Source organism: Stutzerimonas sp. S1 (assembly GCF_025966695.1).
Classification (GTDB): domain Bacteria; phylum Pseudomonadota; class Gammaproteobacteria; order Pseudomonadales; family Pseudomonadaceae; genus Stutzerimonas.
The window spans coordinates 338,096-354,087 of record NZ_JAOEIY010000005.1; the positions used below are offsets into that span (position 1 = coordinate 338,096).

At 62.8% G+C, this 15,992-nt stretch carries 12 protein-coding genes; 8 read left to right on the forward strand and 4 right to left on the reverse strand.

What is annotated here, in order from left to right; all coding sequences use genetic code 11:
* Positions 1–5 precede the first annotated feature (5 nt).
* Positions 6–2,207, forward strand: coding sequence for a polyphosphate kinase 1 (gene ppk1 / locus N8H22_RS13040; RefSeq protein WP_264590941.1), 2,202 nt, complete (start codon positions 6–8; stop codon positions 2,205–2,207).
* A gap of 49 nt (positions 2,208–2,256) precedes the next feature.
* On the opposite strand, the gene ppx is transcribed toward ppk1, so the two are convergent.
* On the reverse strand, positions 2,257–3,759 hold the full coding sequence (gene ppx, locus N8H22_RS13045) for an exopolyphosphatase (protein WP_264590942.1): 1,503 nt from the start codon (positions 3,757–3,759) through the stop codon (positions 2,257–2,259).
* 194 nt (positions 3,760–3,953) lie between these two features.
* Between ppx and trxA the strand changes: the two genes are divergently transcribed.
* The 4 genes from trxA to N8H22_RS13065 all read left to right on the forward strand — a co-directional run bounded on the left by trxA (position 3,954) and on the right by N8H22_RS13065 (position 8,403).
* Positions 3,954–4,280, forward strand: coding sequence for a thioredoxin TrxA (trxA, locus tag N8H22_RS13050; protein WP_021207111.1), 327 nt, complete (start codon positions 3,954–3,956; stop codon positions 4,278–4,280).
* 228 nt (positions 4,281–4,508) lie between these two features.
* Positions 4,509–5,768 (forward strand): transcription termination factor Rho, encoded by a 1,260-nt coding sequence (rho, locus tag N8H22_RS13055; protein WP_264590943.1) that lies wholly within the window; start codon positions 4,509–4,511, stop codon positions 5,766–5,768.
* A 123-nt stretch (positions 5,769–5,891) separates the two neighbouring features.
* Positions 5,892–7,358: a 4-hydroxy-3-polyprenylbenzoate decarboxylase gene (ubiD, locus tag N8H22_RS13060; RefSeq protein WP_264590944.1), complete on the forward strand. Its 1,467-nt coding sequence runs from the start codon at positions 5,892–5,894 to the stop codon at positions 7,356–7,358.
* Positions 7,359–7,431: 73 nt separating this feature from the next.
* Positions 7,432–8,403, forward strand: coding sequence for a CDP-6-deoxy-delta-3,4-glucoseen reductase (locus tag N8H22_RS13065; RefSeq protein ID WP_264590945.1), 972 nt, complete (start codon positions 7,432–7,434; stop codon positions 8,401–8,403).
* Between the two features lie 56 nt (positions 8,404–8,459).
* On the opposite strand, the gene N8H22_RS13070 is transcribed toward N8H22_RS13065, so the two are convergent.
* From N8H22_RS13070 to N8H22_RS13080, 3 genes are all read right to left on the reverse strand, one after another.
* Positions 8,460–9,128 (reverse strand): SPOR domain-containing protein, encoded by a 669-nt coding sequence (locus tag N8H22_RS13070; RefSeq protein ID WP_264590946.1) that lies wholly within the window; start codon positions 9,126–9,128, stop codon positions 8,460–8,462.
* Positions 9,129–10,868 carry an arginine--tRNA ligase gene (gene argS, locus N8H22_RS13075; protein ID WP_264590947.1) on the reverse strand — a complete coding sequence of 580 codons (1,740 nt, stop codon included), beginning with the start codon at positions 10,866–10,868 and terminating at the stop codon, positions 9,129–9,131.
* Between the two features lie 131 nt (positions 10,869–10,999).
* Entirely contained in the window at positions 11,000–13,222 is a 2,223-nt protein-coding gene (locus tag N8H22_RS13080) for a primosomal protein N' (RefSeq protein ID WP_264590948.1), read from the reverse strand.
* 257 nt (positions 13,223–13,479) lie between these two features.
* Here N8H22_RS13080 and rpmE point away from each other — a divergent pair, with 257 nt between their 5' ends.
* The 3 genes from rpmE (at position 13,480) to N8H22_RS13095 (ending at position 15,932) form a co-directional block, all read left to right on the forward strand.
* Entirely contained in the window at positions 13,480–13,692 is a 213-nt protein-coding gene (gene rpmE, locus N8H22_RS13085) for a 50S ribosomal protein L31 (protein WP_264590949.1), read from the forward strand.
* A gap of 20 nt (positions 13,693–13,712) precedes the next feature.
* On the forward strand, positions 13,713–14,507 hold the full coding sequence (locus N8H22_RS13090; protein ID WP_264590950.1) for a thermonuclease family protein: 795 nt from the start codon (positions 13,713–13,715) through the stop codon (positions 14,505–14,507).
* A 156-nt stretch (positions 14,508–14,663) separates the two neighbouring features.
* Positions 14,664–15,932: a malic enzyme-like NAD(P)-binding protein gene (locus N8H22_RS13095; protein WP_264590951.1), complete on the forward strand. Its 1,269-nt coding sequence runs from the start codon at positions 14,664–14,666 to the stop codon at positions 15,930–15,932.
* The last annotated feature ends 60 nt before the right edge of the window (positions 15,933–15,992 follow it).

The window sequence follows — 15,992 nt, forward strand, 5'->3', positions numbered from 1 at the left end:
GTTGCATGACCAATCAAGGACTCAGCGAAACGGAATTGCAGGACGCGACCGACGAGGCGCCGCCGCTGAACGAGGCGGTGGCCGAGGTGGTCGCGCTCGAGGAGGCGTTGCCGGTGCCGATCGCACCGACGATTACCAATCTCGACGACAGCAGCCTGTATATCCACCGCGAGCTGTCGCAGCTGCAGTTCAATATCCGCGTGCTCGAACAGGCTCTGGACGAGTCCAATCCGCTGTTGGAGCGGCTGAAGTTCCTGCTGATCTTCTCCAGCAACCTGGACGAGTTCTTCGAAATCCGCGTCGCTGGACTGAAGAAGCAGGTCGCCTTCGCCCGCGAGCAGGCTGGGGCCGATGGCTTGCAACCGCACCAGGCACTGGCGCGTATCTCAGAGCTGGTGCACGAGCAGGTCGACCGGCAGTACGCGATTCTCAACCATGTACTGTTGCCGGCGCTGTCCGAGCACGGCATTCGCTTCATTCGCCGGCGTCACTGGACCACCAAGATCAAGACGTGGGTGCGACGTTACTTCCGCGACGAGATCGCGCCGATCGTCACGCCGATCGGTCTCGATCCCACTCACCCGTTCCCCTTGCTGGTGAACAAGAGTCTGAACTTCATCGTCGAGCTGGAAGGCATCGATGCCTTCGGTCGCGACTCGGGCCTGGCGATCATTCCGGCGCCCCGTCTGCTGCCGCGGGTCATTCGCGTGCCGGAAGCGGTGGGCGGGGCGGGCGATAATTTCGTATTCCTTTCCTCGATGATCCACGCCCATGCCGACGACCTGTTCCATGGCATGCGCGTCAAGGGCTGCTACCAGTTCCGTCTGACCCGCAACGCGGACCTGTCGGTGGATACCGAGGATGTCGAGGACCTGGCACGTGCCCTGCGCGGAGAGCTGATCTCGCGGCGCTATGGTGATGCGGTGCGGCTGGAAGTGGCCGACACCTGTCCCCAGCATCTGGCCGATTTCCTGCTCAAGCAGTTCAGTCTTGGCGAGAGCGAGCTGTATCGCGTCAACGGCCCGGTGAACCTGACCCGACTGTTCAGCATCACCGGGCTGGACAGCCACCCGGAGTTGCAATATTCGCCGTTCACACCGGCGATTCCCAAGCCGCTGCAGAACAGCGGCAATATCTTCAACGTGGTGCGCAAGCAGGACATCCTGTTGATGCATCCGTTCGAATCGTTCACCCCGGTGATCGACCTGCTGCGCGAGGCGGCCAAGGATCCAAGCGTGCTGGCAGTGAAGCAGACGCTGTATCGCTCGGGCGCCAACTCCGAGATTGTCGACGCGCTGGTCGAGGCGGCGCGCAATGGCAAGGAGGTCACCGCGGTGATCGAGCTGCGCGCGCGCTTCGACGAGGAGTCCAACCTGCAGCTGGCCACTCGTCTGCAGCAGGCCGGCGCAGTGGTGATCTACGGCGTGGTGGGCTACAAAACCCACGCCAAGATGATGCTGATCCTGCGCCGCGAGAACGGCGAGCTGTGCCGCTACGCGCATCTGGGGACCGGTAACTACCACGCCGGCAATGCGCGCCTGTACACCGACTACAGCCTGCTGACCTCGGACGATGCGCTCTGCGAGGACGTTTCCAAGCTGTTCAGTCAGCTGATCGGCATGGGCAAAACCATGCGCATGAAGAAGCTGCTGCATGCGCCGTTTACCCTGAAGAAGGCCCTGCTCGATCTGATTGCGCAGGAGACGCAGCACGCCAGCGAGGGCAAGCCGGCGCACATCATCCTCAAAGTCAATTCGCTGACCGATCCACGGATGATCAAGGCGCTGTACAAGGCCAGCCAGACGGGCGTGCGCGTGGATCTCATCGTGCGCGGCATGTGCTGCCTGCGGCCGGGCATTCCCGGAGTCTCGCACAATATCCAGGTACGCTCGATCATCGGGCGCTTCCTCGAGCACAGCCGGGTGTTCTATTTCTTCAACGACGGTGAGGAGAAACTCTACCTGTCCAGTGCCGACTGGATGGAGCGCAACCTGGATCGCCGTGTGGAAACCTGCTTCCCGGTCGAGGGCAAGAAATTGGTGATGCGGGTGAAGAAGGAGCTCGAAGGCTTCCTGACTGACAACACCCAGAGCTGGATCCTGCAGTCGGATGGCAGTTACGTGCGCAACAGTCCGAGCGGCAACCAGAACCCGCGTAACGCGCAGAACGCTCTGCTCGAGCGGCTGAGCAACCCGATTTCACGCTAGCGCAGGCGACTTACGACTGGGCGTAGTCGCCGTGCGACTCAGTGCGGACTCAGCGGACGCTTAGGGCAAAGTCGATGCGCTTGAGCCATTCGGCTTCGAGCGCGAAATCGGCTTCGGTCAGCGGATTGTCTTGCAGCCAACCGTCGGCGAAGACCACGTCCAGGCTATCGTCGTTGACGCGCAGTCGATACTCCGGCGCCTGCTGCGGGCCGCGGATGTGGTGGAAGAGAATGGCGAAACGCAGCAGCACGCAGAGCCGAGTCAGCTTGATGCCATCCTCGCAGAGCTCCTCGAACTTCTGCTTGGGGATGTTGCGTCGGTGACCACGCACCAGCAGCGCCAGCATCTGCTGGTCCTGGCGCGAGAATCCCGGCAGGTCGGAGTGCTCGATCAGATAGGCGCCGTGCTTGTGGTAGTGGTAATGGGCGATGTCCAGGCCCACTTCATGGATGCGTGCCGCCCAGCCCAGCAGCTCGCGCAGCCATTCGTCATCCAGTCCCCAGTCTTCGGCGACCTGGTCGAAGGCTTCCAGCGCCTTGGCCTCAACCCGAGCGGCGTGTTCGGCGTCGACGTGATAGCGCTCCATGAGGAAGCTCAGGGTGCGATCGCGTACATCTTCGCGGTGATGGCGGCCGAGCAGGTCATAGAGCACGCCTTCACGCAGCGCGCCCTCGGAGTGGGTCATGCTGCCCAGCTCGAGCGCATCGAAGATCGCCTCGAGGATTGCCAGTCCGGCCGGGAACACGCCGCGACGATCCGGCTTGATGCCGTCGATATCGATGCGCTCCACGTCGCCAAGCTTGAACAGCCGGCGTTTCAGCCAGCCGATGCCTTCGGCCGTGACTTCGCCATTGCTGTAGCCGCCGCTCTTGATCGCCAGGCCGACCGCCCGGATGGTGCCGGAGGCGCCGATTGACTCCTCCCAGCCAAGCCGGCGTAGCGCGTGCTCGATGCTCATCAGCTCCACGCGTGCCGCGGTGTAGGCCTGTGCGTAGCGCGCCGGAGTGATCTTGCCGTCGCGGAAGAAACGCTGGGTGTAGCTGACGCAGCCCATCTGCAGGCTTTCGCGCAATTGCGACTCGAAATGCTCGCCAATGATGAATTCCGTGCTGCCGCCGCCGATGTCCGCTACCAAGCGCTTGCCGGGGCGACCGGGAAAGGTGTGCGAGACGCCGAGATAGATCAGCCGTGCCTCTTCGCGACCCGAGATGACCTCGACCTGATGATTGACAATTTCCTCGGCACGGCGGATGAACTCGGCACGGTTGCGTGCTTCGCGCAGGGCGTTGGTGCCGACGATACGCACGGCCTCTTGCGGCAGGTGATTGACCAGTTGGGCGAAACGGCGCAGGCACTCGAGGCCGCGTTGCATGGCCGCTTCGTCGAGCAGACGGTTGTCGTCGATGCCAGCGGCCAATTGGACCTTTTCACCGAGTCGTTCGAGGATGCGCATCTCGCCGTTGTTGGTGCGCGCCAGCACCATGTGGAAGCTGTTGGACCCAAGGTCGAGGGCGGCGATCAGTGGATAGGATTCGGCGGAAGTTTGGCGCATGGGGTGGTCTCGATGCAGAACCCCGACATCGTGACACGATCGACATTCATCCGCCAACGTGCGCGCGGCTGGTCTTGCCGCAGCCGGACACGTGGCGGACGCGGGTAGGCGGCGGTAACCGGCTGCGGCTTTCGGTCCGCTCGTAGCCGGGCTATCATGTCGACCACTTTCCGTTCCGACCCTGGAGAACATCCATGAGCGAATACATCAACAATGTCAGCGACAGCAGCTTCGAGCAGGACGTCCTCCAGGCGGACGGCCCCGTGCTGGTCGATTACTGGGCTGAGTGGTGCGGCCCGTGCAAGATGATCGCTCCGGTCCTCGACGAGATCGCCAAGGATTACGAGGGCAAGCTGAAGGTTTGCAAACTGAACATCGACGAAAACCAGGAAACCCCGCCTAAATATGGCGTGCGTGGCATCCCGACGCTGATGCTGTTCAAGAATGGTAACGTCGAAGCCACCAAGGTTGGCGCACTGTCGAAGTCGCAGCTTGCGGCGTTCCTCGACAGCAATATCTGATACGACCCGCTGTGCCCGAAGCCCTCGCAGATGTGAGGGCTTTTTTCATTCCAGGGTGGACGCTTCTTCTGTGCGGTGCTAAATTCGGCCCCGCGATCATTTCTTCGATCGCCCTCTGCATGCCGTCGCCGACGCACTTCAGCCTCTAAAAGCACAACGAATCCGTTCGTCTCCTGCTGCGCGGCTTCTCAAGCTAATCGCTGTCTACATCCTTCCTGATCTCTTTCTATGAATCTGACCGAACTCAAGCAAAAGCCCATCACCGAACTGCTGGAAATGGCCGAACAGATGGGCATCGAAAACATGGCCCGTTCGCGCAAGCAGGACGTGATTTTCTCCCTGCTGAAGAAGCACGCGAAAAGCGGCGAGGAAATCTCCGGTGACGGCGTGCTGGAAATCCTCCAGGACGGTTTCGGCTTCCTGCGCTCCGCGGATTCCTCCTATCTGGCCGGCCCGGACGACATCTACGTCTCGCCCAGCCAGATTCGACGTTTCAACCTGCGTACCGGCGACACCATCGTCGGCAAGATACGCCCGCCGAAAGAAGGCGAACGTTACTTCGCGCTGCTCAAGGTCGACTCGATCAACTACGACCGGCCGGAGAACGCGAAGAGCAAGATTCTCTTCGAGAACCTGACCCCGCTGTTCCCCAATGAGCGCCTGAAGATGGAAGCCGGCAACGGCTCCACCGAAGACCTCACTGGCCGCGTGATCGATCTCTGCGCGCCGATCGGCAAGGGCCAGCGCGGCCTGATCGTCGCTCCGCCGAAGGCGGGCAAGACCATCATGCTGCAGAACATCGCGGCGAACATCACCCGCAACAATCCCGAGTGCCACCTGATCGTTCTGCTGATCGACGAGCGCCCGGAAGAAGTGACCGAGATGCAGCGCACCGTGCGCGGCGAAGTGGTCGCCTCGACCTTCGACGAGCCGCCAACCCGCCATGTGCAGGTCGCCGAGATGGTGATCGAGAAGGCCAAGCGCCTGGTCGAGCACAAGAAGGATGTGGTCATTCTGCTGGACTCCATCACCCGTCTGGCACGTGCCTACAACACGGTGATCCCGAGCTCCGGCAAGGTGCTCACCGGCGGTGTCGACGCCCACGCTCTGGAGAAGCCCAAGCGCTTCTTCGGCGCCGCGCGCAACATCGAAGAAGGCGGCTCGCTGACCATCCTCGCCACCGCTTTGGTGGAAACCGGCTCGAAGATGGACGAGGTGATCTACGAGGAATTCAAGGGCACCGGTAACCTGGAGCTGCAACTGGATCGCCGCATCGCCGAGAAGCGCGTGTTCCCGGCCATCAACATCAACCGCTCCGGTACTCGCCGCGAAGAGTTGCTGACCGCCGAGGACGAGCTGCAGCGCATCTGGATCCTGCGCAAGCTGCTGCACCCGATGGACGAAATCGCCGCCATCGAGTTCCTGCTCGACAAGCTTAAGGACACCAAGACCAACGACGAATTCTTCATGTCCATGAAGCGCAAGTAAGCGGCTCGTCGTTGCCAACAAGGCCGGGGAAACCCGGCCTTCGTCTGTCTGCAGGTTTTGGATATTCCGACGCCGGGGCTAAACTTTGCGCCCCGACCCTGCCGGCCCATGCGAGGCTCAAGCATGCAGTATCGCGATCTGCGCGACTTTATCAGCGGCCTAGAAAAACGCGGTGAGCTCAAGCGCGTCAAGGCTGCTGTCTCTCCCGTCCTGGAAATGACCGAAATCTGTGACCGCACCTTGCGCAAGCAGGGTCCGGCGCTGCTTTTCGAAAATCCAACCGGTTTCGACATGCCGGTGCTCGGCAATCTGTTCGGCACGCCGGGACGGGTTGCCCTCGGCATGGGCGCCGAGGATGTCGGCGAACTGCGCGAGATCGGCAAGCTGCTAGCCTTCCTCAAGGAGCCGGAGCCGCCCAAGGGGCTGAAGGATGCCTGGAGCAAGCTGCCGATCTACAAGAAGGTCATCAGCATGGCGCCCAAGGTGCTCAAGGATGCGCCCTGCCAGGAAGTGATCCTCGAGGACGACGATGTCGATCTGGCGAAGATTCCGGTGCAACACTGCTGGCCGGGCGATGCGGCGCCATTGATCACCTGGGGCCTGACCATCACCAAGGGCCCGAACAAGGAGCGGCAGAACCTCGGCATCTACCGCCAGCAGGTCATCGGTCGCAACAAGGTGATCATGCGCTGGCTGAGCCATCGCGGCGGAGCGCTGGATTTCCGCGAATGGTGCGAGAAGTACCCGGATCGCCCGTATCCGGTGGCGGTGGCGTTGGGTGCCGATCCGGCGACCATTCTCGGTGCGGTCACGCCGGTGCCGGACACCCTTTCCGAATACGCTTTCGCCGGCCTGCTGCGCGGCTCGCGCACCGAGCTGGTCAAGGCAATTGGCTCCGATCTGCAGGTGCCGGCCTACGCGGAGATCGTTCTCGAGGGGCACATCTATCCCGGAGAAATGGCCGACGAAGGGCCCTACGGCGACCACACCGGCTATTACAACGAGGTGGACCGCTTCCCGGTGTTCACCGTCGAGCGCATTACCCATCGCAAGAACCCGATCTACCACAGCACCTATACCGGCCGTCCGCCGGATGAGCCGGCCGTCCTCGGCGTGGCGCTGAATGAAGTGTTCGTGCCGATCTTGCAGAAGCAGTTCCCTGAGATCGTCGATTTCTACCTGCCGCCAGAAGGCTGTTCGTACCGCATGGCGGTGGTGACCATGAAGAAGCAGTACCCGGGCCACGCCAAGCGGGTGATGCTCGGCGTGTGGAGCTTCTTGCGCCAGTTCATGTACACCAAGTTCGTCATCGTCACCGACGACGACATCAATGCCCGCGACTGGAACGACGTGATCTGGGCCATTACCACGCGCATGGACCCCAAGCGTGACACGGTGATGATCGATAACACGCCGATCGACTACCTGGATTTTGCTTCGCCGATCTCCGGTCTGGGCTCGAAGATGGGCCTGGATGCGACGCATAAATGGCCGGGCGAGACCAACCGCGAATGGGGCCGGGCCATCGTCCAGGACCCGGCGGTCAAGCAGCGGGTCGATGAACTCTGGTCGCAGCTGGGTATCGACTGACATAACCGAAGAGGCGGGCCCGAGCTCGCCCGAAGCCTTGACGGGTTTTCCCGTTCACTGAAAAGACGTGCAGATGAAAGTTACCTTGCAGCCATCCGGCGCCGTACTCGAAGTTCGGCCCGGCGAACGCATCCTCGACGCTGCCAAGCGGCTGGGCTACGAATGCCCGCAAAGCTGTCGCAACGGCAATTGCCATATCTGTGCCTCGCTACTGGTCGAAGGGCGCGTGCGCCAGGACGGCGAGGTGCGCGATCACGGCGAGCTGCTGGCCTGCATGGCCGAGCCGCTGGAAGACTGTGTGCTGCATTGGGACGGTGTGCTGGCGCCCGGCGAGCTGCCGGTGCGCGAGCTGAGCTGCCAGCTCAGCGGCTATGAGGATGTGGGTGGCGACGTGGTGCGCCTACGCCTGCGTCTGCCGGCCGGGCGTCAACCGCGCTACCACGCCGGCCAGTACCTGTTATTGCAGCGCGAGGACGGCGAATGGTCGGCCTTCTCCCTGGCCTCGGCGCCGGGCAGCGGCCGCGAGCTGGAGCTGCACGTGCTGGCGCGCGAGGAATCGGCCATCGAGCTGCTGGCCTTCCTGCGTCGCCAGGGCTTCGCGCGAATCCAGATGCCCTTCGGCGACACGCACCTAGCCGAGCTGCCGGACGGCCCGCTGGTGCTGGTCGCCGCCGGCACCGGCATGGCGCAGATGCACAGCCTGATCGAATATTGCCGCGCTACCGGTTTCCCGCATCCGGTGCATCTGTACTGGGGGGTGCGGCGGCCAGAGGACTTCTATCGGCTACCGCATTGGGAAGAGTGGCAGGGCATGAGCAATCTGCATCTGCACCGCGTCGTCAGCGACGTCTGCGGCTGGGAAGGGCGCTGCGGGATGCTGCATGAAGCGATTCGCGAGGACTTCAGCGATCTCAAGCCGTTGCATATCTACGCCAGCGGCTCGCCAGCGATGGTCTACGGCACCCTGGATGCGCTGGTGGAAGCCGGGATGGATCCGCACCAGATGCGTGCCGACGTGTTCGCCTACGCACCGCGCGAGGCTTGACCGGGTTGGTGTACCTGCAGACAGAAAAACGCCGGGTCGAGCCCGGCGTTTTCAGTTCAGCGCGTCTGGCGCTGTTGTAGCAGCAGGTTCTTGTAGCCGCTGGCGGCGAGCGTCTTCTGCGCCGCGCTCAGCTGCTCGCGGCTGGCGTACGGGCCAACCAGGACCCGATACCAGGGCTCATCGCGAACCTTGACATTCTCTACGCGCACGTCCTGACCGAGCAGGATGATCTGTGCGCGTACCTTTTCTGCTTCAGCCTGCTTGCGGAACGAGCCCGCTTGAAGGAAGAACTGCGTGACCGGTGCCTTCGCTACGGTTGGTGGCGGCGGTGGCACCTTGCCGCTAAGGGCTGCCATCGCCCGGGCCTCATCAATCTTGGCCGCCTCCTCGGGCGTCACTGGCTTGCTTGGTGGCGGTTCCGGCTGCTTGGTCTCCGGCGGCAGGATCACCTCGGACTCCGGCAGCAGGGTATAGAAATCGTACTTCGGCTTGCTCGGCTGTTCGCTAACCGGGGCACTGCGCTTGGGCTGCTCCTTGGCTGCGGTCTTGGATGGCTTGTCGCGCTTTACCTCGTCGCCGCCGGGCTCCAAACTCGCCAGAAAGACGATAAAGCCGCCGATCACCAAACCACAGGCAAGCCAGACCCATCCGGGCACGGCCTTCTTCGCGGGCGCCTGATAGCGGCTGGCGCCCCGGCGCGGGGCCGGTTTCTTCCTGGCGGCCACTTACATCCGCTCCAGCGTTTCCAGGCCAAGCAACTCGAGGCCCCGCTTGAGCGTGCGTCCGGTCAGCGCGGCGAGGCGCAGGCGACTCTGCTGCACGGCCTGATCGTCTGCGCTGAGGATTGGGCAGTTCTCATAGAAACTGGAGAACAACCCGGCCAGGTCGTACAGATAGGTGCATAGCAGGTGTGGTTCGCCCTTCTCGCCAACACTGTTCAGCACTTCGCCAAACTGCGCGAGCTTGGCGGCCAGCGCCAGTTCCTGTTCGGCCTCGAGCTGGATGTGTCCGGCGATCTCGTCGATGCCCTTGCCCAGCTTGCGGAACACGCTGGCCACACGAGTGTAGGCATACAGCAGGTAGGGGGCGGTGTTGCCCTCGAAGCTCAGCATCAGCTCGAAGTTGAAGCGGTAGTCGCTGGTGCGGTGCTTGGACAGGTCGGCGTACTTGACCGCGCCGATGCCAACGGCGCGGGCGATCCTGCGCAGCTCGGCTTCGCCAAGGTCAGGATTCTTGCTTTTCACCAGGGTATAGGCGCGCTGCTCGGCCTCGTCGAGTAGATCGACCAGCTTGACCGTGCCGCCGTCGCGGGTCTTGAACGGGCGGCCGTCGGCGCCGTTCATGGTGCCGAAGCCCATGTGTTCGAGGTCCATGCCCGGATGGACGAAACCGGCGCGGCGCGCCACCTCGAAGGCCATCTGGAAGTGCAGGGCCTGGCGTTGGTCGACGAAGTACAGGGCGCGGTCGGCGTGCAGCACCTGGCTGCGGTAGCGCATGGCCGCCAGGTCGGTGGTGGCGTAGAGGTAACCGCCGCCGGCCTTCTGCACGATCACCGGCAGCGGGTTGCCTTCGGCGTTCTTGAACTCATCGAGAAACACGCATTGTGCGCCGTCGCTCTCGCTGAGCAGCCCCTTGGCCTTGAGTTCGGCGACGATCTGCGGCAGGTCGGTGTTGTAGGCGCTTTCGCCGCGCACATCGGCCGGGCTCAACTTGACGCCGAGGCGGTCGTAGACCTTCTGGCAGTGTGACAGGGAAACGTCGTTGAAACGCTGCCAGAGGTTCAGGCACTCGGCGTCGCCGGCTTGCAGCTTGACTACCAGTGCGCGGGCACGGTCAGCGAACTCGGCGGAGTCGTCGAAGCGCTGCTTGGCGGCACGGTAGAACTGCTCGAGATCGGCCAGCTCGCTCTCGGCGGCCGTCGGATTTTCTTCGAGGTAAGCCAGCAGCATGCCGAATTGGGTGCCCCAGTCGCCGACGTGGTTCTGGCGAATCACCTCGTCACCGAGGAACTCCAGCACGCGGGCCACCGCATCGCCGATGATGGTCGAGCGCAGGTGGCCGACGTGCATTTCCTTGGCCAGGTTTGGCGAGGACAGGTCGACCACTACGCGCTGGACGGTGCCGCTCTTGCACACACCGATCTGTGTATCGGCCAGTGCGGCCTCCAGGCGTCCGGCCAGGGCGTCGCTGTTCTGAAAGAAGTTGAGAAAACCCGGTCCAGCGATCTCTACCTTGCTGACGGCAGCGTCGGCCGGCAGTGCAGCGATGACTTTCTCGGCCAGCTCGCGCGGCTTCATACCGGCCGGTTTGGCCAGCATCATCGCGATGTTGCTGGCAAAGTCGCCGTGGCTCTTGTCCTTGGTGTTTTCCACCTGGATCGCCGGCGTCAGTCCTTCGGGCAACACGCCTTCGGCGGTCAGGCGGTCGAGGGCTTGCTGGATCAGGTGGCGAATGCTGTCTTTCATGGTCGGCTCGGTCGGCAAGAGTGCGCGAAAACTCGGCATTATCGGGGGGCGGCGGCTCTCGCTTCAAGCCGCAGGGGCGTTGGTCGCCGGGAAAAATCGCTTTTTGCGCTACTCGGTGACGGGCCGGGCTGTCAGAACAGGTCGATGGGATCGACGTCCAGCGACCAGCGCACGGCACGGCTGTTCGGTAGCAGCTCGAGCTGCGGCAGCCAGGTGGCCATCAGGCGATGCAGCGCCGCGCGTGCGTTACCCTGCAGCAGAAGTTGCGCGCGGTAGCGGCCGGCCCGGCGTTCCATGGGCGCAGGAACCGGACCGAGCAGTTCGATGCCGCTGAGCTGCAATTCGTCCAGCAAGTGTTCGGCGGCGTTGCAAGCTTGTTCGAGAAAGTCTTCCGCCTGACCGGGCTTGTGCGCCTCCGCGCGCAGCAGTGCCAAATGGCTGAACGGAGGCAGCCCGGCGGCGCGGCGTTCGGAGAGCGCTTGCTCGGCAAAGGCGAAGTAACCCTGCTCGGTCAACTGCACCAGCAATGGGTGATCGGCGAGGTGGGTCTGGATGATGACCTTGCCCGGTTCTTCCGCGCGCCCGGCGCGCCCGGCAACCTGGACGATCAGCTGGGCCATGCGCTCGCTGGCACGGAAATCCGCCGAGAACAGCCCGCCATCTGCGTCGAGAATTGCCACCAGTGTCACGCGCGGAAAGTGATGGCCCTTGGCGAGCATCTGCGTACCGACCAGTAGACATGGCTCGCCGCGGTTGATGGTGCTGAACAGCTGCTCCATGGAGCCCTTGCGCGCGGTGCTGTCGCGATCGATGCGCAGTACCGGATAGTCGGGGAACAGAACGCCGAGCCGTTCTTCGGCTCGTTCGGTGCCCGCGCCGACGGGGCGCAGATCGACCTTGCCGCACTCTGGGCAATTGCTCGGTGGTCGTTCCACGTGACCGCAGTGATGGCAGCGCAGCTCGTTATGGCGCTGGTGCAGTGTCATCCGCGCGTCGCACCTGGGGCATTGGCTGAGCCAGCCGCAGTCATGGCACAGCAGTGTCGGTGCAAAGCCTCGTCGGTTGAGAAATACCAGCACTTGCTGTCCTGCCGCCAGCGTCTGCGCAATGGCCTGTTGTAGCGGCCCGGAAATGCCCGAATCGAGCGGTCGACTCTTGATGTCCAGACGCAGAAAGCGTGGCGGCTGGGCGCCGCCGGCGCGCCGGGTCAGCTTGAGCAGGGCATAGCGGCCGCTGTGGGCGTTGTGCAGGCTTTCCAGGGATGGCGTCGCCGAGCCGAGCAGGATTGGCAGGTTCTCCTGGCGCGCGCGCAATAGCGCGAGGTCGCGAGCGTGATAGCGCAGGCCCTCTTGCTGCTTGTAAGAGGCGTCATGCTCCTCGTCGATGATGATCAGTCCGGGATTCTTCATCGGTGTGAACAGCGCCGAGCGAGTGCCGATGATGATGTCCGCCTCTCCATCGCGCGCCGCGATCCAAGCATCCAGGCGCTCGCGATCATTCACATTGGAGTGCAGCAGGGCGATGCGGGCGTTGAAGCGTTTCTCGAAGCGCGCCACGGTTTGCGGACCGAGATTGATTTCCGGAATCAGCACCAGCGCCTGCTTGCCGGCCTCAAGGACTTGGTGGATCAGTTGCAGGTAGACCTCGGTCTTGCCGCTGCCGGTGACGCCAGCGAGGAGGAAAGCCTGGAAACCGCCGAGACCTGCGCGCACCGCTTCAAACGCGGCGCGTTGTTCGCTGTTGAGTGACAGCTCCGACTGCAGCAGCCAGCTGCCGCTGTGGCTCCGCGGTTGACTGATACGCCGGCTCTCGACCCGTAGAAGGCGTTTCTCCAGCAGCAGGTCGAGGCTGTCTTTGTTCAGCTGCAACTTACCGAGCAGGCTGTGCGGGACGCCGTGAGGATGCTGGGCAATAGTCTTCAGTGCGTCGCGCTGGCGCGGGGCGCGCGCCAGCCGCGGATCATCGGCGCGCGCGCCTTCAATCACCTGCCAGAATCGCTCTTGCCGCGCCTCGGCAGGCTCGCCTTGGCGTAGCAGCGCCGGCAAGGCCCAGCTGAATGTGTCACCGAGGCTGTGCTGGTAATACTGCGCGGTCCATAAGCACAGCCTGAACAGCGCCGCCGGCAGCGGCGATTGGCTATCGAGCAGTTCAAGCGCCGGCTTGAGCTTCTCCTCCGGCACCTCGCTGTGCGTGGCCAGCTCCACCAGCACGCCGACCAGCTCGCGCCGGCCGAAGGATACGCGTAGGCGCATACCTGGCTGCAGCACGACAGGCTCGATACCGGCCGGTGGCAGGTAGTCGAACAGGCGGCGCAGCGGCGAGGGCAGGGCGAGACGGAGGATGGTCGTGGGCACGCGAAGATCCCTGGTTGAAGGGCGCCGATGGTAAACGATCAGTGCATGTGCTGCTGTGTTGTTATGGAGCTGCGCATGCCGGGCTGGCGGGCTGCGATGAGCGTGGTTTCCGCCGCCCTGCATGGGGTGGGAAGTCTGCGTTCGGCCACGACGGCCTGCGCTTGCATCACATAAGGGCTCTGGTATGATTCGCGCCCTACTTCGTGCGGTACTCGACATAGGGTCGGGTGGCGGCACGCAATCCTAGAGGATTCACCATGAAAGCCGATATCCATCCTACGTACGTAGAAATCGAAGCCACCTGCAGCTGCGGCAATGTCATCAAGACCCGCTCCACGCTGGCCAAGAATCTGAACATCGACGTGTGCTCCGAGTGCCACCCGTTCTACACCGGCAAGCAGAAAGTGCTGGATACCGGCGGCCGTATCGATCGCTTCAAGCAGCGTTTCGGCGTTTTCGGCGCCAAATAAGCTGGCGTATCGGGAATCCCATGCGATTCTCCGAATACTTGAAAAGGGCGTCCCTCGTGGGCGCCTTTTTCGTTTCTGTCATTTGCGGTTTTCCGGTGTTGGCGTCCTGCCCAGCACCGGGACCGCTCTCGGTGGTCGATGTGGCGCAAGTTATCGACGGCGATACCTTGCGTTTGACCGATGGCCGCAGTGTACGACTGATCGGTCTGAACACCCCGGAGCTTGGCCGCAAGGGACGCCCGGCGGAGCCCTTGGCGGAAACGGCCAAAGGCCATCTGCAGTCATTGGTGGCGGCCAGTGATCATCGGATCGGCCTGAGGGTGGGGCGCGAGGCGCGTGACCGCTACGGTCGCTTGCTGGCGCATGTCTATGGTGCAGACGGTGGGAATCTGGAAGCCGCGCTGCTGAGGCAAGGGCTCGGCTACTTTGTCGCAGTAGCGCCCAATACCCAGTTGGTTGACTGTCACCGAGCTGCGGAGACGCAGGCGCGTCAGCTGAAGCGGGGCGTGTGGCGCCGCCCGCCGATACAGAGTGCAAGGGGCGTGGGAAAAGCCGGCTTCGCCTTGATTCATGCGCGTGTCGAGCGTATCGAGCGCAACCGGGGCGGCCTGTGGTTCGAGCTCGACGGCCCGCTGGTGCTGCACGTTCCTTCGCAGCACGCTAGCGTCTTCACCCCGCGCCAGCTCAAGGCGATGGAGGGCGCATACGTCGAAGCGCGCGGCTGGATTGTCGATCGTCGCGCCCGCGCGCGTCGTGACCAAGCACGCTGGCTAATGCCGCTGTCGCATCCGGCAGCGGTTTTCGTGCTGCCATGAACGCTGCGCGAGACAGCGTTTTCAGCGACGTTCATACCCGGAAAGTCGCAGTCCGCAACGCTTGACAAAAGGGCTGTTGACTCGCTTGTGACGGCGCGCGCTCTTGGCGTATGCTCGACCGCCTGTCTGTCCCAGTAAAAATAAGCGGAAATGCCAATGACTGACCTGAAAACTGCCGCTCTCGACTACCATTCCCTGCCTCGCCCGGGAAAACTGAGCGTCGAGCTGACCAAGCCTACCGCCACCGCCCGCGATCTCTCGCTGGCTTACAGTCCAGGTGTTGCCGCTCCCGTCCGAGAAATCGCTCGTGATCCGGAGTTGGCTTACCGCTACACCGGCAAGGGCAACCTGGTCGCTGTGATTTCCGATGGCACCGCTATTCTCGGCCTGGGCAACCTCGGCCCGCTGGCGTCCAAACCGGTGATGGAAGGCAAGGGTGTGCTGTTCAAGCGTTTCGCTGGTGTCGATGTGTTCGATATTGAAGTGGACGCTGAAAGCCCGCAGGCCTTCATTGATACCGTCAAGCGTATCTCCATTACGTTTGGTGGCATCAACCTGGAAGACATCAAGGCGCCGGAATGCTTCGAGATCGAGCGCGCACTCATCGAGCAGTGCGATATCCCGGTGTTTCACGACGACCAGCATGGCACGGCCATCGTTACCGCCGCCGGTATGCTCAATGCGCTGGAAATCGCCGGCAAGAACATCGAGACGGCGAAGATCGTCTGTCTTGGTGCCGGGGCTGCTGCGACGTCCTGCATGAAGTTGCTGGTCAGCATCGGTGCGAAGATCGAGAACATCTTCATGATCGACCGCAAGGGCGTCATTCACGCCGGCCGCGACGATCTGAACCAGTACAAGGCGATCTTCGCCCATGAGACAGACAAGCGTACGCTGGAAGATGCGTTGGATGGCGCCGATGTGTTCGTCGGTCTGTCAGGCGCTAACCTGCTCAGCGGCGAGGGTCTTAAGCGCATGGCGGCTAACCCGATCGTCTTCGCCTGCTCCAACCCTGATCCCGAGATCAGTCCTGAGCTGGCCCATGCCACTCGTTCGGACGTGATTATGGCGACCGGCCGTTCGGATTACCCGAACCAGGTTAACAACGTGCTTGGCTTCCCGTTCATCTTCCGTGGGGCGCTGGATGTGCGCGCAACCCGTATCAATGAAGAGATGAAGATCGCTGCGGCTCTCGCATTGCGCGATCTGGCCAAGCTGCCAGTGCCGGCGGAAGTTAGCGCTGCTTATGGTGTCGATAATCTGCAGTTCGGCCGCGAATACATCATTCCGAAGCCGATGGATCCGCGCCTGATCACTTTGGTGTCGGATGCTGTCGCCAAGGCGGCAATCGAAAGTGGCGTAGCGACTCTGCCTTATCCGTCCAACTACCCGCTCAATTCGGTAGACGACGTGTTCAACGGTTGATTCCGTCGGATGATAAAGGGCCCCGCTGATGCGGGGCTTTTTATTGCGTGTCTCGTGGTG

Coding starts and splice junctions, on each gene's coding strand:
- N8H22_RS13095 (WP_264590951.1), top strand. CDS start 14,664: ATGACTGACCTGAAAACTGCCGCTCTCGACTACCATTCCCTGCCTCGC.
- N8H22_RS13065 (WP_264590945.1), top strand. CDS start 7,432: ATGAAAGTTACCTTGCAGCCATCCGGCGCCGTACTCGAAGTTCGGCCC.
- trxA (WP_021207111.1), top strand. CDS start 3,954: ATGAGCGAATACATCAACAATGTCAGCGACAGCAGCTTCGAGCAGGAC.
- ubiD (WP_264590944.1), top strand. CDS start 5,892: ATGCAGTATCGCGATCTGCGCGACTTTATCAGCGGCCTAGAAAAACGC.
- N8H22_RS13090 (WP_264590950.1), top strand. CDS start 13,713: ATGCGATTCTCCGAATACTTGAAAAGGGCGTCCCTCGTGGGCGCCTTT.
- argS (WP_264590947.1), bottom strand. CDS start 10,868: ATGAAAGACAGCATTCGCCACCTGATCCAGCAAGCCCTCGACCGCCTG.
- rho (WP_264590943.1), top strand. CDS start 4,509: ATGAATCTGACCGAACTCAAGCAAAAGCCCATCACCGAACTGCTGGAA.
- rpmE (WP_264590949.1), top strand. CDS start 13,480: ATGAAAGCCGATATCCATCCTACGTACGTAGAAATCGAAGCCACCTGC.
- ppk1 (WP_264590941.1), top strand. CDS start 6: ATGACCAATCAAGGACTCAGCGAAACGGAATTGCAGGACGCGACCGAC.
- ppx (WP_264590942.1), bottom strand. CDS start 3,759: ATGCGCCAAACTTCCGCCGAATCCTATCCACTGATCGCCGCCCTCGAC.